General features: G+C 60.4%; 23 protein-coding genes and 2 pseudogenes. 8 read left to right on the top strand and 17 right to left on the bottom strand.

The features are described 5' to 3' along the window. A pseudogene (locus LB577_RS23600) lies at positions 1–1,226 on the bottom strand (hypothetical protein); the annotation flags it as partial. Between the two features lie 323 nt (positions 1,227–1,549). On the opposite strand from LB577_RS23600, the gene LB577_RS23595 reads away from it, so the two are divergent. Continuing rightward, positions 1,550–2,533, top strand: a complete 984-nt coding sequence (locus tag LB577_RS23595) for a transglutaminase-like cysteine peptidase (RefSeq protein ID WP_224688945.1) — start codon at positions 1,550–1,552, stop codon at positions 2,531–2,533. Between the two features lie 34 nt (positions 2,534–2,567). On the opposite strand, the gene LB577_RS23590 is transcribed toward LB577_RS23595, so the two are convergent. From LB577_RS23590 to LB577_RS23575, 4 genes and pseudogenes are all read right to left on the bottom strand, one after another. Further along, positions 2,568–3,203, bottom strand: coding sequence for a ribbon-helix-helix domain-containing protein (locus LB577_RS23590; protein ID WP_023767787.1), 636 nt, complete (start codon positions 3,201–3,203; stop codon positions 2,568–2,570). Further along, a complete protein-coding gene (locus LB577_RS23585; RefSeq protein ID WP_224688943.1) occupies positions 3,193–4,482 on the bottom strand; it encodes an HlyD family type I secretion periplasmic adaptor subunit in 1,290 nt (429 codons plus the stop codon). Before LB577_RS23585 ends, LB577_RS23590 begins: the two co-directional genes overlap by 11 nt. 43 nt (positions 4,483–4,525) lie before the next feature. After that, positions 4,526–6,653: pseudogene (locus tag LB577_RS23580) on the bottom strand (type I secretion system permease/ATPase). Positions 6,654–6,695: 42 nt separating this feature from the next. Beyond that, positions 6,696–8,144, bottom strand: coding sequence for a TolC family protein (locus LB577_RS23575; RefSeq protein ID WP_224688941.1), 1,449 nt, complete (start codon positions 8,142–8,144; stop codon positions 6,696–6,698). Between the two features lie 331 nt (positions 8,145–8,475). On the opposite strand from LB577_RS23575, the gene LB577_RS23570 reads away from it, so the two are divergent. Further along, the gene (locus LB577_RS23570) at positions 8,476–9,012 is read left to right on the top strand and encodes a hypothetical protein (protein WP_224688938.1); all 537 of its coding nucleotides are present in this window, start codon (positions 8,476–8,478) and stop codon (positions 9,010–9,012) included. A gap of 24 nt (positions 9,013–9,036) precedes the next feature. Here LB577_RS23570 and LB577_RS23565 read toward each other — a convergent pair whose 3' ends face one another. The 12 genes from LB577_RS23565 to LB577_RS23510 all read right to left on the bottom strand — a co-directional run bounded on the left by LB577_RS23565 (position 9,037) and on the right by LB577_RS23510 (position 17,683). Then, on the bottom strand, positions 9,037–9,618 hold the full coding sequence (locus LB577_RS23565; protein ID WP_224688935.1) for a hypothetical protein: 582 nt from the start codon (positions 9,616–9,618) through the stop codon (positions 9,037–9,039). Beyond that, the gene (locus LB577_RS23560) at positions 9,615–10,193 is read right to left on the bottom strand and encodes a L,D-transpeptidase (RefSeq protein WP_224688932.1); all 579 of its coding nucleotides are present in this window, start codon (positions 10,191–10,193) and stop codon (positions 9,615–9,617) included. The genes LB577_RS23565 and LB577_RS23560 overlap by 4 nt, the downstream gene beginning before the upstream one ends. Beyond that, positions 10,177–11,340, bottom strand: coding sequence for a CpaE family protein (locus LB577_RS23555; RefSeq protein WP_224688917.1), 1,164 nt, complete (start codon positions 11,338–11,340; stop codon positions 10,177–10,179). The genes LB577_RS23560 and LB577_RS23555 overlap by 17 nt, the downstream gene beginning before the upstream one ends. Continuing rightward, positions 11,337–11,972: a TadE/TadG family type IV pilus assembly protein gene (locus LB577_RS23550; RefSeq protein WP_224688913.1), complete on the bottom strand. Its 636-nt coding sequence runs from the start codon at positions 11,970–11,972 to the stop codon at positions 11,337–11,339. The genes LB577_RS23555 and LB577_RS23550 overlap by 4 nt, the downstream gene beginning before the upstream one ends. Then, complete coding sequence (locus tag LB577_RS23545; RefSeq protein WP_224688910.1) at positions 11,966–12,460, bottom strand: TadE/TadG family type IV pilus assembly protein; 495 nt, start codon at positions 12,458–12,460, stop codon at positions 11,966–11,968. Before LB577_RS23545 ends, LB577_RS23550 begins: the two co-directional genes overlap by 7 nt. Positions 12,461–12,464: 4 nt before the next feature. Beyond that, on the bottom strand, positions 12,465–13,979 hold the full coding sequence (locus LB577_RS23540; protein ID WP_224688907.1) for a TadE/TadG family type IV pilus assembly protein: 1,515 nt from the start codon (positions 13,977–13,979) through the stop codon (positions 12,465–12,467). Positions 13,980–14,049: 70 nt separating this feature from the next. After that, the gene (locus tag LB577_RS23535; RefSeq protein WP_224688904.1) at positions 14,050–14,340 is read right to left on the bottom strand and encodes a hypothetical protein; all 291 of its coding nucleotides are present in this window, start codon (positions 14,338–14,340) and stop codon (positions 14,050–14,052) included. Continuing rightward, positions 14,327–15,772, bottom strand: a complete 1,446-nt coding sequence (locus LB577_RS23530) for a type II and III secretion system protein family protein (RefSeq protein WP_318013554.1) — start codon at positions 15,770–15,772, stop codon at positions 14,327–14,329. Before LB577_RS23530 ends, LB577_RS23535 begins: the two co-directional genes overlap by 14 nt. 55 nt (positions 15,773–15,827) lie before the next feature. After that, entirely contained in the window at positions 15,828–16,868 is a 1,041-nt protein-coding gene (cpaB, locus tag LB577_RS23525; RefSeq protein ID WP_224688900.1) for a Flp pilus assembly protein CpaB, read from the bottom strand. A gap of 92 nt (positions 16,869–16,960) precedes the next feature. Beyond that, the gene (locus LB577_RS23520; protein ID WP_224688896.1) at positions 16,961–17,179 is read right to left on the bottom strand and encodes a Flp family type IVb pilin; all 219 of its coding nucleotides are present in this window, start codon (positions 17,177–17,179) and stop codon (positions 16,961–16,963) included. A 48-nt stretch (positions 17,180–17,227) separates the two neighbouring features. Next, positions 17,228–17,443: a Flp family type IVb pilin gene (locus tag LB577_RS23515; RefSeq protein WP_224688883.1), complete on the bottom strand. Its 216-nt coding sequence runs from the start codon at positions 17,441–17,443 to the stop codon at positions 17,228–17,230. A gap of 15 nt (positions 17,444–17,458) precedes the next feature. Next, complete coding sequence (locus LB577_RS23510) at positions 17,459–17,683, bottom strand: Flp family type IVb pilin (RefSeq protein ID WP_224688881.1); 225 nt, start codon at positions 17,681–17,683, stop codon at positions 17,459–17,461. A gap of 540 nt (positions 17,684–18,223) precedes the next feature. Here LB577_RS23510 and LB577_RS23505 point away from each other — a divergent pair. From LB577_RS23505 to LB577_RS23480, 6 genes are all read left to right on the top strand, one after another. Further along, complete coding sequence (locus LB577_RS23505) at positions 18,224–19,621, top strand: CpaF family protein (protein WP_224688878.1); 1,398 nt, start codon at positions 18,224–18,226, stop codon at positions 19,619–19,621. Continuing rightward, a complete protein-coding gene (locus tag LB577_RS23500; protein ID WP_224688876.1) occupies positions 19,621–20,592 on the top strand; it encodes a type II secretion system F family protein in 972 nt (323 codons plus the stop codon). The genes LB577_RS23505 and LB577_RS23500 overlap by 1 nt, the downstream gene beginning before the upstream one ends. A gap of 18 nt (positions 20,593–20,610) precedes the next feature. Continuing rightward, the gene (locus tag LB577_RS23495; RefSeq protein WP_224688874.1) at positions 20,611–21,561 is read left to right on the top strand and encodes a type II secretion system F family protein; all 951 of its coding nucleotides are present in this window, start codon (positions 20,611–20,613) and stop codon (positions 21,559–21,561) included. A 65-nt stretch (positions 21,562–21,626) separates the two neighbouring features. Continuing rightward, a complete protein-coding gene (locus tag LB577_RS23490; RefSeq protein WP_023767807.1) occupies positions 21,627–22,175 on the top strand; it encodes a tetratricopeptide repeat protein in 549 nt (182 codons plus the stop codon). Positions 22,176–22,184: 9 nt separating this feature from the next. Next, positions 22,185–22,724, top strand: a complete 540-nt coding sequence (locus LB577_RS23485) for a prepilin peptidase (protein ID WP_224688872.1) — start codon at positions 22,185–22,187, stop codon at positions 22,722–22,724. A 297-nt stretch (positions 22,725–23,021) separates the two neighbouring features. Continuing rightward, positions 23,022–23,690, top strand: a complete 669-nt coding sequence (locus LB577_RS23480; protein ID WP_224688870.1) for a methyltransferase family protein — start codon at positions 23,022–23,024, stop codon at positions 23,688–23,690. The last annotated feature ends 13 nt before the right edge of the window (positions 23,691–23,703 follow it).

Here is a 23,703-nt window from a genome sequence, read left to right as displayed (position 1 = left end):
GCGACCTTGGTCGGATCGGTGATGTTCACTCCGTCCGCGCCGGGCACGTCGTTGGCGAACACGTTCACCGTCACCGGCAAGTTCTCGGCTGCCTGCGTGGCGCTGTCGTTATGCGCCGTCGGCACGTCGTCGACGATCTGCACCGACAGTGTTCCCGGAAGGGACGTGTCTCCGTCTGTGTCGGTGACCGTCACCGTCATGTTGTCGAAGATGGAATCGATCCCGGCGTCGGGGTGAGTGGCGCTGTGGACGAGCGTATAGCTGTAGCTCACCTGGCCGGTGCTGGCGTCATAGCCGTTGATGGTCAGCGTGTTGCCGAGCGGCGTCGTGATGTCGATCGACGTCGATGCGCTGTTGGCAAGCGCGGCAGCCGAAATTACCTGGCCGGCGATGGTCAGCGAGCCGATACCGTCGGGTGAGGTGATGGTAAAGGTGCCGGTGTTGGTCTCGGACTGGTCGCTGTTGGGGGCGGGATTCTGCGCCTCGCCGGAGCCTTCCGACCCGGAGCTTGCCGGCAGGCCTTTCTCGTTGACGATGGTGTCGCCGCCATTGACGGAAGGCGTCAGGTCGATGATCGACGGCGTCGAGTCGGGCAGCAGGCTCGGGAACAGCTCGCGGTGATCCGGCTGGCCGAACGCCAGGTCTGTCGGGGGCAACAGCGCCGAAAGACCGAACCCGTCGCCGATGCCGCCGGCGGGAACCGAGAAGTCTCCGCCTGCACTGGAGGTCGAGCCGCCCGGGCCAGCCGAGATCGAACCATCGGCGCCGAAGGCGACGTCGACATGGCTTGCTTCGAGCGCGGCGATCAGGGCAACGCGCGGCACCTCGACGTCGCCGATGAGGAAGGTCGGCACGTTGAGGGCGCCATCCTTGATCACGATGATCGAGCCATCGGCCTGCTCCAGCACGAGATTGTGCCCGTCGACCTTGATGTTGTCGATCGAGACATTGGCCGGAAGTTTCACCACATGGTTGGCGTCGGCCACGTATTCGTGGGGCGCGGCAGCCGCCGGTGCTTTCGCTTCCGCGGGTGCCTCGGGCTTGACGGGCGCGCCGCTGCCGACATCGACCGGCACAGGTTCGGCCGCTGCCGGCGCGGCCTGCTGCGTCGAAGCCGCCTGGGCGACCTGGATCTCCGCCGGCGATGTCTTACCGTGATGGTCACTGGCGGCGGAATGCTCGTCCCAGGACCTTGCAGCGGTGTCCAATTCGATATTGGTGGTCATTTGCTTGTACCCTCCGGAATTTCCCGGAAAGAGACAGCGCTCACCTTTGCTTTGCAACGGTTGATCAATCCATTTGATATACTGCAATATGCACAAAATCGTATTTTTTACGCGTGGTAAACCGGTAACATATATTCCGTTATATATTGCGGGTGTCGGCGGCTCTTGACGGCGGTTCGCCTCCGTCTGGATGGTAAATAAAAGTATAAATTAGAATAAAATTTTATGTAAAACAGACGAAGTAAGTTCTGCCGTCGTTATCTACCTTCGTTGCCAATAAGTTGAGACAAGATTGGTACCGTCCACAGTCAAAGGTGGGCGTTATGAAAAAAGAAAAAACCGCGCCGGGGACAACCGGTCTCAAACTGATCTTGCTGGCGATCGGCCTTGCGGGCCTGCCGCAGCCATCGCTCGCGGGCACTCGTTTCGAGGGTGTCGCGTCGGTCGGCGGGCTCGTCGAAAAGGTCGAGGCGCCGCGTAGCCTGGGTGGCGTTTCCCTGGAAAGGTCCCGGCCCTGGCAGCCGGTCGCGGGATACCAGCCCGGCATTGTCTCCATGAGCTACGCCATCGACGACGCCAATGCCGCCGTTGCGCCAACGCCCGCCGATGTCCGACCGGCCGAGGTTGGAATTGATCCTATCCAGACGGCTGCGATCATTCCCGGCGTGTTCGGGTCGGTCGCGCTGTCCATGCACAACTTTCCTGTCGCGGCGCGGTGGGCGCCTGTCTACCAGGCAATCGTCGGCTGCACGGCAGGCAGTGCCTGCGAGCACAAGAGCGCGGCTTTTGCCACGCTGATCTCGACGGCACAGGGCAAGGGATTCACCGAGAAACTATCCCTCGTCAACAGCGGCATAAATCGCCTGATCGCCTACAGGAAGGACAGTGTCGTCTATGGCAAGCTCGACTATTGGGCGAAGCCTTCGGAGGTGCTCGACAAGCGCGCCGGCGACTGCGAGGATTTTGTCATACTGAAGATGACGGCGCTGCTCAGGGCCGGCATTCCCGCGCAAAGCATGGCGCTCGTCGTCCTGCAGGATCGCAAGCGCGGGTTCTTCCACGCCGTCCTGTCGGTGAGCACTGCAGATGGCGTATTCATTCTCGACAGCCTCCACAACACCGTCCTGCGTGACAGCGATCTCCCCGACTACGTTCCGCTCTATTCCTTCAGCACGGATCGCGCCTGGATTCATGGCTCGAGATCGGGCAATGCGCAGGTTGCCGAGATCAAGGGCGGCTTTGCCGGCGTCGCACCCGGCGAAGGATTGCAGCCGGATACGGCTTTGGGGAAGCTTGTGCGAAAGTAAGCACAGCCGGCGGACGTTGGATCGAAGCTACACTCTAGCCGCTGACGAACGCCATCAGCAGGTCCTGCTCGATCAGCGGCGCCCGCACCGCGTTCAACTGGCCGCGATAGCGGCGGTCGCCGGCGCCGATGACGAACCCGCTGGCGACCGGGGTTTCGCCATTGGCATCCAGCCGTGCAAATATATCCGCGACGTTGAGATCGAGTGCCAGCCTGAGATCCTGACGCCCGTCATCGTTCGGTGCCGTCGGCAATTGACGCTTTACCAGCTGTTGGAACGGAGCGTTGAAGGTCAGGATTTTTTTCGACGATGAAAGGGCAAAGGCGGGCGAGGGACAGGCGACCAGTATCGCGCTGATCGTCCTTATCGATGCTAGCCTTTTCAACGTCAGGTTTTCCTCCGCCATGTCACGTATGCAGGCAACTCTGATCGCCGATGTCAGGTTGCCAGAAGCAGGCTGACCTTCGGCGATCTCATCGACAAGCATGCCGATCGTGCACTTCCGGCTTTCCGCCATATGCCTCAGCGACGTCCAGAAAGCCCGCTCCAGGCGGATTCCGCGTCGTATGCCGAGGCGCGCGACGACCCGGAACTCCATGCCGAGGTCTTCTGCCTTCGTCGGCACGAGCAACCGGTCGAGGACGGCGGGAGGAGTGGCGCTATCGTTCACTCATTGCCTCCTCTCGTGCCTTGTTGATCGGCTTCAGGAGGTAGGTCAGGATGGTCTTGCGTCCGGTCTTGATATCGACGGAACAGATCATGCCGGGAATGATCGAATAGACCTTGCCATCCCGTGTCAGCGTGGATCGCTCCGTGGCGACGCGCACCTGATAGTAAGGTTCGCCGGTTTTCTGGTCGACCAGGCTGTCGGCGGTGATGTTGGAGACCTTGCCTTCGATGCCGCCGAAGATGGAGAAGTCATAGGCGGTTACCTTGATCAGCGCGTCCTGGCCCGGTCGAATGAAAGCGACGTCTCGCGGCGAGACCCGGGCTTCGACCAGCAATGTCTCGGAGGTCGGGACGATGCCGGCCACGACCGCGCCGGGCTGGACGAAGGCGCCGAGCGTATTCACGTCAAGCGTGTTGACGATGCCGTCCACGGGTGAACGGATATCGGTGCGCGCCACCTTATCTGTGGCGCCGCGTATCGTCTCGTCAACCACCGAGAGGTCGGCCAGCGCCTGCGTCAGATCGCTGAGCGCCTCCTGTTGCAACTGCAGACCGAGTTCGTCGACCTGAAGCTGAGCCTCCGTGATGGCCGACTTGGCTTTCTTGATGGTCTCTCCGGCGAGCGTCAGCTGGCCGTTGAGTTCGGTCAGCTCGCGCTCGACGCGCAACTGCTCGGTTCGTGCCATCAGGCCCTTCTTGACCATCGATTCGACCAGCTTTGCCTCCTGGTCACTGACGGTCAGATTCTGGGTGAGGCGATCGGAATTGGCGGTCGCTTCGTCCAGCTCCTTCTCGCGCTGATCGAGACGCGACTTGAGAACCGACAGCTTGACTTCGAAGTTGTCGCGGCGGGCTACGAGCAGCTTCTGCTCGTTGTCACAGATTTCAGGGGCGACTTTCTGGATTTCGGACGGACATGGAAATGAGCCTTCGAAATTCCCGGTCTGTTCGAATTTGAGCCGGGCAATGCGCGTCTGCAGAGCCCGCGCCTTGGCCTGCTGTTCGCCAAGACTGGAGGTGTTGAACGTATTGTCGAGGCGGATGATGAGGTCGTTCTTCTTGACGATCTGCCCGATCGTCACCGCGATTTCCTGAACGACGCCCGGCTCGCTGGCCTGGATGATCTGAGTCTTCGAGGCGGGTATGATCTTGCCGTCGCCGCGTGCGATTTCATCAACCTCAGCATAGGACGCCCAAGCGACCGAGCTTACAAAGAGCGCGCCGATGATCAATATGGATGCCGACGCAAAAAGCGGCGGCCGATCTTCCCTAGCAAGCATTTACCAAACCCCATTATATTGATCTGGATCAATATAATTTGTCTCAAACATTTGTTTTCTGCAGCGCCTGTATGACTTGTTCTTTCGGTCCGTCGGCGACGATCTTACCCTGCTCGATCACGATCAGCCTGTCGGCCAGCTCGAGCATGCTGAAGCGGTGGGTGGAGACGATCAGCGTGGTGCTGCGGTCAAAGGCCACCTTGAGCTGCTTTATCAGCTGACGTTCCGACGCCAGGTCCATCGAGCCGGATGGCTCATCCAGGAAAACGATTTTCGGCTTGGTCAGCAGCAGCCGGGCAATCGCCACCGTCTGCCTCTGCCCGCCGGAAAGATTGGTGCCACGCTCGCCGACGTTCATGTCGTAGCCACGCGGATGGCGGGAGACGAACTCGTCGACACCGGCAGCCCTGGCCGCGTCGATGATCTGCTCATCGGTCGCTTCCGGGCAGGCCATCAGCAGATTTTCCTTGATCGTGCCCGAGAACAGATCGCCAGCCTGCGCAACGATGCCGACCGCGGCGCGAACCTCCGACGGGTGGTATTGGCGGATGTCGATCCAGCAGCAACTCGCCGGAGGTCGGCAGGAAGAGCCTGCCGATCAGCCGGCCCATGGTCGTCTTGCCGGATCCTATCCGCCCGATTATGCCGATCCGCTCGCCGGGCTTGACGGTGAAATTCAGGCCGGACAGAACCTCGTTTTCGGAACCGGGATAGACGAATCCGACGTTCTTGAATGCCATCGCGCCATTGCGGATCGGGCGGTTTACGAAGCCCACCGTGTCCGGCCGGTCTTCCGGTTGGGCCATGATCGAGTTGACCATCCGCAACGAGAGCATGGCCTGGCGAAACCGCGACAGTGTTATGGCGATCTGGCCGAGGGGGGCCACGGCCCGGCCCGCCAGCATCACCGTCCCGATGATCGCCCCTGTCGAGACGTGCCCCTCCGAAAAGGCATAGGCGCCAGCCACCACCAGGGCGACGGTGACCAGTTGCTGTATCGCCTGGGTGATGTTGCCGGCTGCCGCCGAAAGCTGCTTGATCTTCTCGGACGTGTTGGCGGCGTTCTTCGAGTGCTCGCCCCATTTGCGCAGGAGATAGGCTTCGGCGCGCAGGGATTTGATCGTTTCCAGCGTGGAGATCGACTCCACCAGCAGGGACTGGCGCTGCGAAGCCTCGTTCATCGAGGCCGCGACCCGCTTGCCGATGCGCCGCTGCGTGACCAGGCCAACGGCGACCGACGCCAGGAAGGCCACGGCCGGAATGATGACCAGCCAGCCGCCGATCGCATAGATGACCAGCAGGAAGACGAACACGAAAGCCGTGTCGATGAAGACGCTGATGGTGTTCGAGGTGAAGAACTCTCTCACGAACTCATATTGCGTTATCCGGTTTGCGTACTCGCCGGTCGAACCGGGTCGCGCCGAGAGCGACGAGTTGAGCACTTTTTCGAACAGCATATAGGAGATCCGAAGATCCGCCTTGCGCCCGGCATAATCGATGAGGGATGCCCTGGCGGTCTTCAGAAGCAGGTCGAACACGATGACGGCGCCAATGCCGATGGCCAAGACCCAGAGCGTCGATATCGCCTTGTTCGGGAGGATCCTGTCGTACACGTTCATGGTGAAGATCGGCGAGGCGATGGCGAGCAGATTGATGAACATCGCCGACAGCACGACTTTCGAATATGTGCGCCAGAAGCCGCCCATCGTCCCGGTCAGCCAATGTCGCCGCTCGATCTTCGGCGCCGAGCCGACGCTCATCGCCTCCGTGGCGTTGGCGTAGGTGATCGAGAAGGACACACCGCCGCTGATATAGCTGGCGGCGAGTTCCGATCGGCTGATCGCGGTGCGCCCATCTTCCTGCGGGGCGGTGAAATAGTCGCCGCCTTCCTCCTCGGCGAGCAGGGCAACAGGCAACTGGCTGACGCGAAAGACAATCGCGGGAAGATCGATCCGCCCGCGCAGGAAATCGCGATGGCCGAACGCCCGCGCTTCCAGACCTATGCGTTCGGCAAGATTGCGGATCTCGTCGACCTCGACGCGGGTATCCGACAGCGGCACGCCGGCGAACAGCACGGTCTCGGCGCTCGGTCGGCCGAGATACGCGGCAACGGCCGAAAAGCAGGCCTTGAAAGCCTCCTTCGGCGACAGGATATGGGGTTGCTGGTTCACGATCTGCCCGCGAGGACTGTCGGTCGCGCCTTATGTCGCTGCTTACTTCTTCCTGACCGGAGCCAGAATATCGAAGGGCAGGTCATTCTTCTGTTCCGAAGGCGTGCGCGCATAGGTTTCGGTGTCAGCCGTTTCCGGTGCGGCGAACTCGGTCCGTGCGTAGGCGTTGGCTTGCTTTGCCGGCTGGATATCCATCGTCTTCAGCAATTCCCCGGTCGCGGCCAGAAGCCGGTACTGGGCAAAGAGTGACGCATAGGATGCGGTGTCCGCCAGCGTGGCGGTGTTGAACCGCGTATTCTGCGCATCGAGCACGTCTAGCAACGAGCGCTGCCCGACCTTGAACTGTTCGCGATAGGACGCGACCAGCTTTTCGTTGGAGGCGGCTTGCAGCTTCAGGGTCTTTGCCAGGTCGGCCTGCCGGAAGCGGCGATCCCATGAGGTGCGAACGGCTTCTTCGATCTCGCGCAGAACCTGGTGCATGGCGAGCCGCTGTTCGCTGGTGCGGCGGATCTGCTCCTGTTCATTGGCCTTGTCGATGCCGCCGCGATAGAGGTTCCAGCGCAACACCAGGCGGGCCTGCAGGTCGGATGTGTCGCCGTTGTCGCCGTCGATATCGTATCCCGCCCGGGCCGTGCCCTCGGCGACGATCGAGGGACCGTACTTCGCTCGGGCCGCGTCCACCAGCGAGGCCGCCGCGGCGATATCGCTGTTGGCCATGTGGACGCGCGGGTTGTTTTCTCGTGCCAGGCCCAGCGCATCGTCCAGCGACCTCGGCAGCGCTGCCGAAACGTCGCCAGGCCGCGACGCATTGGTCAGCGGTTTCCCGACGGTCTTGAAAAACCGTATCTTCGAAGCCTCCAGTTCCTCCGAGGCTTCCTGCATGCGGGCCTTGGCCGCGAACAGCCGCTCCTCGGCCTGTTGCCGGTCGGCTTCGTTCAGCCCGCCGCCCGCGATGCCTTCCTGGATGTCGTGGAGGATAGCCTGATGGAAGCCCAGGTTCTTCTTCGCCTCTGAAACGATCGACGCCTGCAGCATGTATTCGAGGTAGTCCTGGACCACCGAGAGCCCGATAAATTCGGACCGCTCCAGCACGCGGAACGACGCGCCATCGACCCGCGACGCCTGACGATTGAGCTCGGCCCGCCTTGCACCGCTGTCATAGACGGTCTGTGAAACCGTCAGATCGGCTTCTGCCGGGTAGAGGTTGTCATCATCGAGGGAAAGCGCGCGACGCGACGAGTTGTCGAGACGGCGAGCCCCTCCGGATGCTTCCACGTCGACGCTGGGAAGATAGAGCCCTTTTGCCTGGCGCAATTCGAATTCGATCGCCTCGCGATTTTCTATGGCCTGGCCGATCTCGGGATTGGACTCGACGGCAACCGCCACGGCCTCCTTGAGCGTGAGGGCATTTGCACCCCCGCAAGACAGCATCGTGGCCGCCATCAAAAGACCAAGGCGCTTGCCCATGGCCGAAATGCCTGTTTTTCTCATTTAGCCCGCCCCAACTTTTCCCCAACGCCCTTTTGCGGGGCGCCACAACCAAACCTGGGCCCAAGCCAGGCCGGCCGTCGGTGGATCATCTACCAGATTACACGAAATATGTGGGTAATTATTATTTTAGGAAACGCTAAAAGTATTTTCCAGCCAGAACGTCCGCGTGATGTAGCAAAAATGGCACATAAAACCGACGTGTACGGTTAGGGAAACGTGAAGGCCGCTGCTGATGCGCCGGCCAATAGGCATCTTCCTAATGAGCAATCCCGGCCGTTAAGGGTTGCGCAAGTTCTGCCGTCTATCATCGATTGCTAATGTGGAGGGCGACATGAAACGCAAGCCGATTCTGCTCTTTCTCTTTCCCGCTCTTGTCCTTGCTATCCTGGCGGGAGCGCGTATCGCGACATTCTTGCTGGGCGCCTATCCGGCGAGCCCCACAATGTGGTGGATCTGGCTTGAACTGCGGCCGTTGTCGACGATGTTCTGGCAGCAGGTCGACTTCTATCTGGATAGCTCGATGGTTCTCGATTTCACGATCCTGGCCGCCGCCTTGATCGTCAGCTGGCTTGCCTGCCACGCCCGCAAGCGGGCTCCATTCTTTCTGGCCAACCATCTGGCGCTGCTTTTCGTGGGGCTGATGATAGCCGCCAGCAGCCAATCTCAGACGGCGAGCACCATTGCCGCCTTTACGGCACCCAGCGGGCTCCAATTCTCGCTGATGGTCGATTTCTCCTGGCAGAACAGCATGGTCCTTTTTCTAGGCACGGCCGCGTGTGTTTACTGTCACGTGGCCTTCCTCACCGAAGCGAAACAACGCGCGGAGTTGCGGGCAATGCAGCTCGTCACCCTGCAGCGGGATCTCTAGAAGACGCCATCAACGCCGGCGGCTTCAATTGATCTTGCGGTAATAGACCTTGCCGTCCGGCTGCTCTATGCGCTGGTAGTTGGAGTTTGGGGGAGGCGGCGCCGAAGCGATCCTCCTTTTGGGCGGTCGTGGCGCTTCGATGACGCTGGCCTCGCTGGCGGTTTCGCTATCGAGCGCCTCGGGCGCTTCCGCCACCGCGCTGGTAGTAACCTCGGATTGTTCCGCCGCATTCGGCGGACTGCTGCCGGCGACGGCGGGCGGGGTCTGCTCCAGCCTGGCAAGGCTGCCATTGATTTCGTTGAAGTTGCCCTGCAACTGACTGTCCAGTTTTTCGAACCGGCTCTGGAAGCCGTTGTTGACCGTATCGAGCCGCGCCGCGATCCGTTGCTCGAACGCTCCGAGCTGCTCCAGCCGCGCCTCGACGGAGCGCAGGTCGTTGATGCCCCGATAGAGATAGATGGCAGCCGCCATGTTGACCAAGGTGATCAGCAAGGCGCCGGCGGCGACGACGCCGATCGCTTTTGTGTTGCCAGGTCTGTCGACGGCGACCTGTTCGCGTTTGCCAACATCGATCGCCGGCATGCCCGGCTCGCTGATCGTCGTCATTGAACCACCACCTTGGCGCCGATCGGGACGCGCTTGAAAAGGTCGATCACATCGGTGTTGGTGAGGCGGAAGCAGCCCGATGTTCCGTCGAAGCCGACCCCTGACGGGTCATTGGTGCCGTGGATTCGGTAGAGCGTGTCGTGCCCGTCCCGAGACAAATAGAGCGCCCTGGCGCCAAGCGGATTGTAGGGGCCGGCCGGCACCATTTCCGGCAGCTCCGGTTGGCGGGCACGCATTTCCTTGGGCGGGCGCCATTGCGGCCATTCCGTCTTGGCTCCGACCTTGACGACCCCGGTCCAGCCGAAACCGTCGCGCCCGACGCTGATCTTGTAGCGAAGTGCCTGGCCCTGGCGCGTCACCAGGTAGAGCGCCTTCTCGTCCTTGCGGATGATGATCGTTCCGGGCTGTTCGGCGGTTTCGAAGGCGACTGTCTTGCGCAGGCTTGGACCCATGGCCGGCAGCGGCGGAGCGCCTGCGGACCCGGCATGGGCGCCGGCCGGCATCACAAGCGCCAGGCCCGCGATGCAGGCGGCGGCCAGCCCCGAGGCGATCCGATGCCTATCGGGCAGCGTCATCGAGCCGCTCTTTGAACATCGTCTTCAGATCCTTGTTGAAGCGCGCCCGCCCATCCACTTCCGAAGGCAGGATCGCCCGGTTCAGGGCATCGGCGAGAAGCGCGTTGTCCAGCGCCACCGACTTGATGTGCGGCGCCTTGAATATCTTCTCCAGCTCGCTGCGCGAGAAGTGGTTCCCGAACCATTTGCGCTTGTGCTTGTTGGCGACGAGCGTGATGTTGACCGCGTTGCCGCGCAGTTCGCGGATCTTGCTGTAGAGCCGCTTGCCTTGCCGCAGCGACGCGACATTGAGCTCGAACACGATGAAGATCTCGTCGCTCGTCGAAAGCACGGAATTGTGCCAGGGCGTCTCGAGATTGGGCAGGTCGATGACGATGTCGTCGAAGCGGTAGGCGACCAAGTCCAGAAGCCGGAACACGAAATCGCTGCCATGCGGCTCGAAGGGCAGTTGCGGCCGCTCGAACGCATAAAGGGTGAGGCCGGACGGGCGCGAAAGCTTGATGACGTCCATCAGCTCGACGTCGAGCCGTTCGGGCTGGCCGATGATGCCCGTCAGGTCGAACTGGTTGAACTGGTTGATATAGGCGCCGCAATTGGCGCTCTGGAAGTCGAGATCGACCAGGCAGGTCGAAGCCGCGCGCTCGGCCGATTTCGAGGCCAGGAACTCGGCCGCCGACAGCGCGAGCGTCGTGGCGCCGGCTCCGCCGCTGGCGCTGATGAAGGTGATGATGCGGCTTTTCGTTCCCTGGTTGCCGGTATCGTGGAAGGTCACCGCGTTGAGCAGCTCCTTGCCGTCGAGCGGCTTGTGCAGCCAGTCCGAGGCGTTCATGCGCACCAGCACGCGCGTCTGTTCCGACGTCAGCTCGTCGGAGACCGCGATCAGCGGCACGGACGCCCACAGCGCGCGCGCCTCGACGATGCCGGGCCTGCCAAGCAGCCCGCCGCTGCCGAGATCGAGGATGACGATGCCCGGGCGCGCATCGGCGGGCGGGCCCTTGAGAAAATCGTCCGTCTCGGAAACCCTGACGTCATAGATCGCCAGCGCATCGAGCCGCGTCGCCACCTCGCGCTTGAAATTCGCATCCGAAGAGAACAGCGCCACCTGCTTTCGCTTGGTCGGTGTAACCTTGGTATTCATCGCGTTCATGGCCAGGTGCTTTTCATGTCTTCGCCCGTAGCCGTGCTCAGCATGGAGGGCATGGTGATTTTTCCAAGGCCGAGAAACCCGGCCAGAAAGAAGAACTGGAAGGGATGTTTTTCAATGCTGACGGTGATCGTTGGTACCGGCCCGTTGGGGCGCGTCCAGTAGCCGAGCCCGGACGCCTGATACTGAATCTGGACCTCGGACTTCAGAAGGGTGGGCAGGAATGTCAGCATTCCCGGCCGGCTGCTGCTGCCGCTGAAGATGAAGTCGAAAGCGGCCTGGTTCACATTGAGGTTTTGGCATGTGGCGCCTGTTCCACAGGTGCAAGACACAGCTCCGGCAGCATTAGCCGTACAGATGTAGCTGTAAATGTTGGCCGGAACAGCCTTTCCCACATCCAGTGGGTTGCCGGGGGTTTGTGCTTCGAGCAGAAGTCCGCTGGCGATCGGAGCGGAAATCTGCGCCAGCCGGGCGCCCGCCTGCACCGCTTTGTTGCCGGCATTCCATTGGTAGAAGGCGTAGCCAAAGTCGACGAAACCAAGCAGCAGGGTCAGCAGCATGGGCATTGCAATGGCCGCCTCCACCATTGTCGCGCCGGATTGGTTTCTCCAGAACGTGCCGCGCGGCATCACCATCCCAAGACACGCTCCTGATGGAAAACATTGAGCGTAAGGTTGGCAAAGCCAAGATAGGACCAGAGGCCTAGAGTAGGATATGGATATGCCGTGCTGACCTGCACCACAATGACTGTGCCGGTGCTGCTGAGATAGAGCTCAGTACCGGTCGAATCGATCGCCTGGAGCGATTGTACTGGCTTAACGGTGACTTGAGCCACCGTCCACCCGGCAACCCTGGCGCTGCCGTTCGTAACCGCCCCGTTCACCGCGAGGTTTTTTGCCAACGTTGAACAAGTATTCCAGTCACTGCTGCAGCGCGCCATATAGCGAGCGGCATCCTCGACGCCAGCTGCGAGAAGCAGACGCGTGTTGAAGATGTTCGAGAACTCGAAGACCCCGGCCGACAGCAGCAGCACGAATGGCATGACGATCGCTATCTCGACCAAGGCGGCGCCTTGTTCATCGTGGTGGAACCGCTGGAGGAACTGCCTCAGTTTGATGAACATGGTGCTACCGGTACAATTGCGCTTCGTTGCGAAACGCCTTGTCGACAAGCGTGTTGTTGGCAAAGGCGCCATCCACGTCGACGATCTCGAGACTGATGGGTTTCTCGCCCGCGGAAGGATCGTCTGGATCCTTCGTGTTGTCCTGCTTCTGAACCGGCGTGTTAATGAACACGCTGACATAGCCGTCCGGCTTGATGGAGACGTGACCGTTTAGCTTGTCCTCGTTGGCGAGGCAGTTGACGATTGCCATGTTGAGCAGCCGGCGATCTGGATCGAGTGTCGGAGTAGGGCCCTTGTAGCAGGATGGATCGCCGCTTTCCTTGGTCGGATTCAGCGACTTGTCACCGACAAGGCTTTTGGCGATCTCGTACTTGTAGACATCATATCTTGATGCGGGAGCGCTCGTGGAGCCGGTCGGGTTGGTGGTGCTGGGGACGTTCGGATATGCCGTCCCGTGGTTGACCTGCCAGTAACTCGTCCAGAAGCTCTGCGATCCGATCGCGCCGGACATTCCCTTCGCATCGTCGTAATTGGTGCCCGGAGGCAAAGGCAACGCGGTGTTGTCCGTCACGGGATCGTACTTGCTGCAGCCGGTCTTCTGGCCCTTGCGAACGTTGGTGGCCGGCCTGTAATTGAAGTCCTTGCTGTCGTTGTTCAACGAGCCGCTGTAGAGATCGAATCGGGTGTTGAGGCCAGTGCTGACCTGGCCAAGGGTGACGCCGGTCTTCGTGGTCAGTGCGTTGCGATTGTAACAGGTTCCCGAGGTGCCGATCGCAATGGCATCTCGCAGCGAGCTGAGATTGTTGTCGATCAGGCCGAAATTGCCGGGGCCAGGATTGGAATCGACTTTCAAAATACGGAACTCTCGCCCATAGGTATCGCCCGAGGCAAAGGCTTGCTGGATCGTCTTGCTGGTCGAAAAATCCGTCGTCTCGAACGGGTTGCACATGAACAGCGGAACGGTTTCGCAGATTGACTGAACGAACCCGGCCACCGCTTGCGGCTGGATTTCCATGGTGTCCTTGCTGCCGACCAGACTTGCCGGAAAGATCGTCGCGAAGGCACCTGCACCAGCCGCAACGCCGGAAGCGTTGATCGTGACCTCAGCGAAGGAAACAGCCTTGGGATCGGTGCTTGCCCAGTTTGTGCCATCGGCATCGACGCCGTCAGCGCTCAATGCGGTTTCGTCGCTGGCGGGGATGCCGGTCAGATACTTGACGGTCATATCTGCTAAAACCAGCGGATGATCGCCTGATGTCGAAAATAGGGTGTTGTTGGAGACGAGGGTCGTCACGGCCAAATTGGCCCGGGTGATGGAATCCGATCTGCCGTCGAGTTCCGCCGCGGCGGCAAGCGCCATCGCGTCGATACCCTTCTGCAGATCGTTGTGCAGCCCGTTGAGCCGGCTCATGTCGATGGCCAGCACCGAGAAGCCGATAAGCACTGGCAGCATGATCGCCACCAGGATCATCGCTACGCCGCGTTGATCGTTCCAGAAGGCTCGAATGGTCCCCAACATGACCTTACTCTCTGCTTTCCTGCGCCAGGGCCCCCCGCTTGCCCGGCGCCCCCGCATCCCTCTGTTCAGCTCACGGTGTCACGCCCGAGCCGCCGACATTGACCGTGATCGCCGGCGGTGGTGGCGGCGGCGGCGGAAATTTGTAGCTGTGCGCGACAAGCGCGGCACGTGTGCCGTCGCCTTCGATATGTGTGTTCCTGGAGTTTGGATTGAGCGGGTCGACCGTCTGCAGCATCGAATTGTATTTTTGCGTGTCGCCGGCGGCCAGGGTCACCGAATCGTAGTGGTTGAGATAGTCGGCAGCGCAGCCCGTCAGCGCGCCGGTGCACAGAATAAGGATCAACGCGCTATTTCTTGACATAGAGCATCTTGTCCTTCGATTTGAAGTCGAGCATGTGGCCATAGGGGCCGGTGACGCCGTCGCCCGTTTCATATTTACGGATCATGTCCTTGTTCACCTCGAGCTGGCCGAGCACGAAAAACTCGGGATCGTTGGCCGGCCGCGTCTTGTCGAACGGCGTCGCCAACTGCTCGCCGGGCTTCACCGGCCGCACGATGTGCGGTGTGACGATGACCACCAGCTCGGTTTCTTCCTTCTGGTTGCTCGAATTGCGGAACAGCGTGCCGATCACCGGCACCTGGCCGAGCCACGGCACCTGGTTCTGCAGCTTGGTGGTCTTGCTGGACAGCAGGCCGCCGACCGCGAAGCTCTGGCCGTCGCGCAGTTCGACGACGGTATCCAATTTGCGGTTGGTGAAGATCGGGTCGCCGGCAGTGGTGAAGCCGGTCAGGTCGCTCACCTCCGGCGCCAGCTTCATGTGGATCTTGTCGTCGGCGAGCACGACCGGCGTGAACTGAAGATTGACGCCGAACTGCTTGTATTCGATCTGGACCAGCCCATCGGCGGTGACGCTGCGGATCGGGACCTGGCCGCCAGCATTGAAGCTCGCCGGCTCGCCGGAAAGCGTGGTCAGGTTGGGCTCGGCCAACGTGCGCACCACGCCCTTGGCCTCGAGCGCCTCGATGATCAGGTCGACCTTGATGTTGCTGTCGATGACGCGGGTGATCAGGGCCGCGAAGGGATTGCTGTTCGAAAGAAGGCCGCTGACAATATTGCCGGCTCCGGCCACCACATTGTCTTCGTCGACTGCGGCAATGCCTGTCCCGCTACGGTTCGTGCCGCTGCCGTTCGTGCTCCTGATCGACACGCCGAGGTCGCGGCCGGCATTGCGCTTGGCTTCCAGCACGCGCACTTCCAGATTGACCTGCTGGCTGTCATCCACGGTGACTGAATTGATGATGGCGTCGGGGCCATATTGCTGTGCCACTTGCATGATGGCCTCCAGCGTGGCGCCATCCTTGACATGGCCGCCAAGCCTGACCTTGCCGTTGATCGAACCGATTTCGATGCGCGACCTTGGCGCCACCTGGCGGATCGCCGCCGCCATGTCGCTGACGTCGACACCGACTTCGATCTGGATGACGCCGAGCGAGCGCTTGTCGGTGGAGAACAGATTGACCGTTGTGGTGCCGGCGCCCTTGCCGATGACATAGAGCGTACGGTCGGTCATCGGCTGCGCATCGGCGATCTTCTCGTCGCCAACGACGATGTCGCCCAGATTGGCATTCACCTGGATCGTCACTGATTGCGACATCGGCAGGAAAACACGGTGGACGCTGGGGTTCGACACGTCGATGAAACGGTCGGCCGCGTCGGCCGCCAGGCTCGACAGCAACAGCGTCGCCCAAACGGACAACGCGGCCACCACCTTCCTCATCCAAAACCCCTGCATCCCCGTCTCCCCAATCGCTGCCCGCGGCAGCGCCAAACCCATTGCCGCGCCGCTGTTATGGTTGTCGCGGCACGTCATATGTCTCGAGCTTCACACCCCGAAAAACACCAATCGTCACCTGTTTAGGCGGTTCCGGCTGCACGTATTTGACCACTTCCTTCACGACTTCCCGGACTTCCGGAGCCGACACCACGGCCGGAGCCGGCTTCACCTTGCCCAACTCGTCGAGGCGGCTTCCCACTCGCTCCACCGCCTGGGTCAACCCGGCAATCTTGTCCTCGGCATGCTTGCGCTCGGCCGCGGCCTCCGCTTCGGCGGCGGCCTTCTTGTCGAGCTCGGCTTGCCTTTTGGCAACGTCCTCCGGCGTTTCGCCGGTCAGGTCCGACAGGGTCACCCTTTCGGTCGTCTCGCCCTTGCTGGCGGCGGCCTGGCGCAGCGCCAGCGACAATTGGCCGGCGCCCGCCGCCAAAGTCAGCTTCTGCGCATCCTTGGTGCTGGCCTCCAGTGTCACGGATTTCACCACTGTCGGGCTGTCCTTGCTCTCGTCGGCCACCTGGTCGACGGCAAGCACCTTCATGCTTTGCAACAGCACGTCGACAAAACTCTTGTCGGCACCGTCGTCGCCGCGCGCAGTGCGCGTCAGGAGTATGTCGACCCGGTCGCCCGGGAACACAAAGCCGGCGACGCCGAGCACGTCGTTGACCCTGATGGAAACGGCCTTCATGCCTTCGCCGAGCACCGCCGAAAGCGTCGCGCGCTGGCCAGGGCCGGTAATCTTCGTGGCCAGAATAGGCTCGTTGGTGCCGATCGCCTGCAACGCCTGCTTGGTACCTTCGCCAGCCAGCGCTTCTTTCGTTGTCTTGAAGGCGCCGGCCGGAACCGCGCCCGCCGGCCATGCGACTTCGCGCAGCTTGTCGTCGGTCAGCATGTCGCCGAATTTCAAAGGTACGGCCGCCACAACGACCGTATCGCGCGGGACGTCATCCGTCCGCGCCATCGCATTGCGCTGGCTGGCCAGCCAGATATTGGCAAGCACCACCGCCAGGACGCCGAACACGCCGGCGAGAACAATCATGATAAGCGTATTAGCGCGCATCTTCCCACCCCACCATCGCCCGCTGGGCGAATCTCAGCCCCTTCAAAGCGCAAATTATGGGCCGAAATCGTGTGATTCCGGCCCATGAGGTTTTAGCAAGTCCCACCACCGGCAGCGCCGGTTTTGGATATGCCACTGCCGTTCAGGTTCACGCAAAGGCCGGTGAATTGACTGCCGACCCATCCGCCGATGGCAATAATCGCAACAATCGATGCCGCTGCGACGATGCCGATCAGGATTGAGTATTCCACCATGGCAGCGCCGTTCTCATCGTCGTGGAACTGCCTGGCTACGTTGATAAGCCGCTTCATGCCTATCTCTCCTTCCCTGACCGATGCCGGCCTAGCGAGCCGACTGCATCAGCAGACGCCGCCAGCACTGCCGTCGGCCTTCAGACCCTTGGTGTTCAGCTTGGCGCAGAGGCCGGTGAACTGGCTGCCAACCCATCCGCCGATGGCAATAACCGCAACAATGGAAGCTGCGGCAATGATGCCGATCAGGATTGAGTATTCGACCATAGCAGCGCCGTTTTCGTCGTCGCGGAACTGCTTGGCTACGTTGCTAAGTAGATTCATGGCTATCTCTCCTGATCAACCTGGGACGCAAGCGCCGGTGCCGGTGCCTGCAGCATCGAGACCCTTGCCGGCCAGCTTGGTGCACAGGCCGCTGAACTGGCTGCCGACCCATCCGCCGATAGCGATGACCGCAACGATCGATGCCGCGGCAATGATGCCGATCAGGATTGAGTATTCGACCATAGCAGCGCCGTTTTCATCGTCGCGGAACTGCCGGGTCATCGTCATGAGCTTCTTCATGTCAATTTCTCCCTTTGGAGGTTGAACCCGACGAGACAGAGCCAAGGATGTACCCCATACCCAGCATCCCCCGTCATCTCGATCCTAGGTCCCGAGAAATTGTCGAGTCAAACGGGATTAACGGTTCCTTAACTTTCCAATACATGAACTGGCGAGCTCAAAGCGGCTCGAAATTTCAGCAAGAGCTTGATTCGTCTAATTTTTCAAGCGCTCTTAACCATTCATTCACAATTATGTCCACCAGCTAATTGAGTAGTAGCTATTTTAGTAACATGGCATATTCCTTTATATCTAAGGGGTTATGCCAGTTGTGGAATGGGATTCCTGGGCCGCGGCACGCAGGGAACACGGAGCGCACCAAGCTTAGTGTGCGCCACCCGTGTTTGGCGAGGCGGAGACCCGAAATAAAAACGATATTTTCTGGCGCCGCTTCTTAACTATGTTGAAAGTATTGGCCGTGCGTAGGGCGCCGGAGCGCTTGTGCGGAGCTTGGTTAACGTTTAGTTTCCGCTAATATGCGTCGGAGGGGTATAAGGGATTATGCTGGGGCGATTCATCAAGGGTGGCGAGTCTCGCATCGAGCCAAGGGCTGACTCGATCGCGGTTCTTCCCGTTGCCTCGGCTCCGGCGCCGGCGACGGCGCCTGCCGCCGACCTCGGATCGGATGGCGACAATTTCTTGACGCTCAAGGTCGAGCTTCATCGCCATTTGATCGACCGGTTCAATCTGACCGCGCTTGAAACTGCCTCCAAGGATGAGATCTTGAATGAGATCCTTCCGATCGTTCGCGAATTCGTTCGAAGCAGGAACGTGCCGCTGAACGCGCGCGAACTCGACCAACTGACCAGCGAGACGGCCGACGAGATGCTCGGGCTCGGGCCGATCGAGCCGCTGCTCAAGGACGACACGATCACCGACATAATGATCAACACCCACAAGCGCGTCTTTATCGAGCGACGCGGCATCGTCGAAGAAACGGCAATCCGGTTTCGCGACGAGGCGCATCTGCTGCGGGTCATCAACAAGATCGTCTCGAACATCGGCAGGCGCGTCGATGAGTCCTCGCCAATGGTCGATGCCCGGCTGGATGATGGCTCACGCGTCAATATCGCGGTGCGACCGATTTCAGTCGACGGCCCGCTGGTCTCGATCCGCAAATTCTCCAAGAATCCCTATTCGCTCGAGCGTTTGATGGCATTCAATTCGATCCGGCCGCCGATGATCGAACTGCTGCGCATCGCCGTCCAGGCACGCAAGTCGATCCTGGTTTCCGGCGGCACCGGCAGCGGCAAGACAACCCTGCTCAATGCGCTGTCGAGCTACATCCCGTCCAGGGAACGCCTGATCACCATCGAGGATGCGGCGGAGCTGCAGCTGCAGCAGCCGCATGTCGGCCGGCTGGAGACACGCCCGCCCAATGTCGAGGGCAAGGGCGAGGTTCGCCAGCGCGAGCTGCTCAAGAACGCGCTGCGCATGCGGCCCGACCGCATCATCGTCGGAGAGGTGCGCGGCGAGGAAGCCTTCGACATGCTGCAGGCAATGAACACCGGCCATGAAGGCTCGATGACCACAATCCATGCCAACACGCCGCGCGACGCGATCTCGCGGCTGGAGCAGATGGTCGGCATGGCCGGCATGCCGATGACGCACGAGTCTATCCGGGCGCAGATCGCTTCGGCCATCGACATCATCGTGCAGACCCAACGTCTGTCGGACGGCGGCAGGCGCGTGACGTCCATATCCGAACTGACCGGCATGGAAGGCAATATCGTACAGCTCCAGGAGATCTACAGCTTCGTGCGGCGCGAGGTGACCTCGGACGGCAAGGTCATCGGGGAGTTTCGCGCCACCGGCGTTCGTCCGCGTTTTGCACCGGAGGCAGCGACGCTCGGGCATCATTTTGCCAAGGATGCCTTCAACCCGCAGGTTGCCCTCTGATGCCGACCGGCCAGGCATTGCTCTACTTTATCTATATGCTGGCGGCGGCTTCGGTCATTCTCGCCGGGGAAGCGCTGTATCTTTCCTTTGCCGGGCGCCGATCCCGGATTGGCGTGATCAACCACCGGCTGCGGCGGCTGGCGGACGAAGCGCCAGCGGAACAGACCCTGCAGGGATTGCTGCGCGAACGTGGATTGACGGAATCAGGCGACTTTCTATTCGGCATGATCCGGCTGAACAGGCTTTACACCCAGTCCGGAATCACCGGAAACCCAATGGTTTTCGCCGCTATGTTTCTCAGCGCCGGACTGGCGATTGCATTGCTGATGTCGGTCCTGTTGCATTTCTCCACCTTGGCGTCGCTCATCGCTTTTCTGGTGATCGGAGTTGGGCTGCCGCTTCTCGTTCTCCGCCGCGCCCGCAACAAGCGCATTCTGAAATTTGCAAAACAGCTCCCGGATGCGCTCGACATGATCGTCCGTTCGCTGCGCGCCGGACATCCGGCTTCGGTCGCGGTCGCGCTCGTAGCGCGCGAAATGCCTGATCCGCTCGGTACCGAATTCGGCATTGTTTCCGACGAAATCACATTTGGTCTCAGCATCGAGCAAGCAGTGCGGAAGCTGTCGCAACGCGTTGGCTTCGAAGGCCTTCACCTGCTGTCGATCTCGCTGTCGATCCAGGCCAAGACGGGCGGCAATCTTACCGGGATCCTGTCCAATCTTTCCGTGGTGCTGCGCGAAAGACAGAAACTCAGAATGAAGATCAGGGCGCTTTCGGGAGAGGGCCGCGTGTCGGCATGGATTATCTCGCTGTTTCCCATTGTCATGTTCCTGATTCTTCTGCTGCTTGCCCCGTCCTATTACGGCTCCGTCTGGGGCAATCCGCTGATCTTGCCAGTGTTCACGATTTTCGGGCTGTGGGCGCTATTGGGTGACTTCATCATGTACCGCATGGTCAACTTCGATTTCTGACGGGGGCGAAGCATAAACTTGTTTTCGATCATCCAAGATCTGAGCTTTTTGATCTCCGCTGCCGTCTTCGTGGCGGCGGTTGCGCTGTTCCTTTTCGGCGCGCTTGTGTTCCTCCCGGCGCTGCAGACGCGGACGCTGGTCGCGCAAAGCCTGAAGACGGAAGGGATTGCCGATCGCCGCTCTCTCGCTGGGCAGGAACTGCTCGCGAAGATATCCGCGCAGCGGCCGGTCGACGCCTATTTCCGGTCGATGAAGAAGGAACGGGACGAACCGAATGCGCTCGAGGCGAAGCTGTTTCGAGCCGGCTTCTATCAGACCAGCGCTCCGCTCATTTACACCTTGTCACGGCTTGCTGCTGCCTGTGCCGGTTTTCTGGCTGCCTATGCGCTCTTGTCGCGAGTTCTCCCGCCTCAAATGCCCGGTTTCATAGGCTTTGCCGGTTCAGCTCTTTTCGGGCTCGCATGCATCGTGGTGCCCAGCATCCTGCTTGATCGCTTCGAGAGTGCGCAGAAGGAAGTCTATCGCCGCGCCTTTCCCGATTTCATGGATATGATGATCACCTGCGCGGACGCGGGTATGAGCCTGGAGGCAGCGGTGGAGCGTGTCAGCAGCGAGCTGGCTGGCACCCATAAATGGCTTGGTATCCAGCTTTCGATCATGAATCTGCAGTTGCGTGCCGGAAAGCCGCTGCGCGAGGCGCTGCGCGACCTCGCCGACCGTATCGGCCTTGACGAGGCGAGGGCGCTGGCCGTCCTTTTTCGCCAGTCGGAAGAGCTCGGTACCAGCCTGACTGACGCTTTGCGCGTCTACAGCGAAGAGATGCGCAGCCAGAGAATTCTTCATGCTGAAGAACGTGCCAACTCGTTGCCCGTCAAAATGATGATTCCATTGGGGCTGTGCATCTTCCCGGTGGTGATGATGGTGATCATGTTGCCAGTGATCATCCGCATGAAGGGCATTTTCTTCTGAAACGGTATATGCTTAGATTCTAAAACAGAGTCGCAGGACTCTCGGGGGACAAAATGACAGGGCCAATGCGCCTCTCAGTCGCAGCCGCAGCCAGTCTGTTGATGATGGCGCTTGTCGGCTGCCAGACGAACGGCGCGGACACCACGGGTGGTGTCGTCCGCACCAACGAGCCGTCGAAAGGCGACGTAACGTCGTTTGGCGATGCCTTCGATGGTTTGAAGACGGTCAGCGACGTCGAATATTATGCGTCGGACCAGGCCGTAGCGGAAGCCAAGAACCAGTTTCGCGCCGAGAATTACGGCAATGCCGGCGCCCTGTTCTTCAAGGCGACGCAACTCGCCCCCAATGACGGTGGCGCCTGGATGGGATTGGCCGCCTGCACCGACCGAATTCATCGTTTCGATCTTTCCGACAGGGCTTATGGCCGAGCGTTCAAGCTAATGGGCGCGTCGCCCGAATATTATAACAATGTCGGCTATTCCTATCTGCTGCGCGGCAAGCTGCAGGACGCACGCGCAAATTTCCTCAAGGCCTATGAACTGGCGCCCAACGACCCTACGGTAGCCAACAATCTGAAGCTTCTGTCGTCCAGCGTGCAGAATATAGAACGGTAGGCAATCCCAATGCTGCTCGCCGTCGCGCTTCTGTTCAAAGCCTTCGCCATTCTGCTCCTTGCAAAGATCGCCTGGACGGATTTCAGCGTGCAGAAGATCACCAACCGCGACGTATTGTTGTTGCTCTGCTTGGGACTTGCCGCACTGCAACTGCATTCACTGCAGACCGGCTCGTGGCTGGAGATGGGCATCAGTGCGATTGGCGGCTCCATCCTGTTCGTCGCACTCTTTCCATTCTGGCTGTTACGCAAGATTGGAGCTGGCGATGTGAAGCTGTTGAGCGTCACCCCCTTTCTCATCGGGGGAAGCAACCTTGCCGTCTTTTCCGTGTTGCTGTTGGTGTTTGCGATCGCCACGGCCGCACTGGTCAAGAATCCCTTTTTGCTGCCGGCAGGACTATTTCGCCACTATGTGCAGCACATGGATCGCAAAGGCGTCGTACCCTTTGGCGTGCCCATATCGGCAGCTGCCATATGCGCGATGGTTACGCAGATATATTCGGCGCTGGTGGTCGCCACCAGTTCGGGAATTCTGAATCAGCTTAACTGAACGACGGCAGTTCGCTTCACCATGCGAAGCACGGGCCATCCAGCGGCATTCAGCGGGCACGTCAACCAAAACGCAAGCGTTGCGCTGTGAGGGCTGAGTGCGATCGTCGAATGGCTGAAATCAAATTGAGACCGGCGCCAGAACGCGAAGCATGGGAAGAAGGTTGGGCATTTGACCGCGAAGCCGAACAGATTAGTCAAAAGTTGAGACGGCATAACCGTTAACTCTTCGGAAACCATCTTCTTGTGGGCGCGCGGAAGTGATGCTTCAATGACTGCTCAGATACGGGGGATGACAATGTTGAACGAAGATTTTTTTGGCCGTATTGCCATCGTCTTTGTCATGACGATTATGGCAACGTCCAGCGCGATACCCCTGTTCGCATATTTCCGCGAGGATACCTCAGCAAGTTCGCTCGCAATCGTCACTCAAGTGACGTCAACCGTGTTTCTGCTGCTGCTGCTTGTGATGACCATCACCCGCCTTCCGCCGAAGGGAACCGCGCAGGGAATTGAACCGCGGGTGACCGCGGTAGCTGGAACATTCATGATCCTGCTCGCACTGAACCTGACCCCGGCATTGCCAAGCGAGGCGGCGCAAGTGGTGGCCCTCTGCTTGATCCTCATCGGTACGGCCAGTTCGATTTTCTGTCTTTATTGGCTGGGCCGTTCCTTCTCTCTCATGGCGACGGCTCGTCGCCTGGTTACCACTGGCCCGTACTCGGTTGTCCGGCATCCGCTTTACATCTGCGAGGCGGTATTCGTTCTCGGGATGGTCCTTTCGCACTTTTCGATGCTGATGGTGGCACTGAGCGCATTTCAATTTCTTTTGCAGTATAGGCGCGCGAGAAATGAGGAGGCTATCCTTCGGCAAACCTTCCCGGAATACGGCGACTACGCTCGGCGTGTCCCCATGCTCTTGCCGCGGTTCCTTGGCGGGGCCATACCAAACCCTGGCGGCCAATAGTCAGGGCCCACCC

It is taken from the genome of Mesorhizobium sp. B283B1A (assembly GCF_020165735.1).
In the GTDB taxonomy this organism is placed as follows: Bacteria; Pseudomonadota; Alphaproteobacteria; order Rhizobiales; family Rhizobiaceae; genus Mesorhizobium; species Mesorhizobium opportunistum.
Note: the sequence above shows the minus strand (reverse complement) of the source record. Positions and strands in the feature narration are given on the sequence as shown.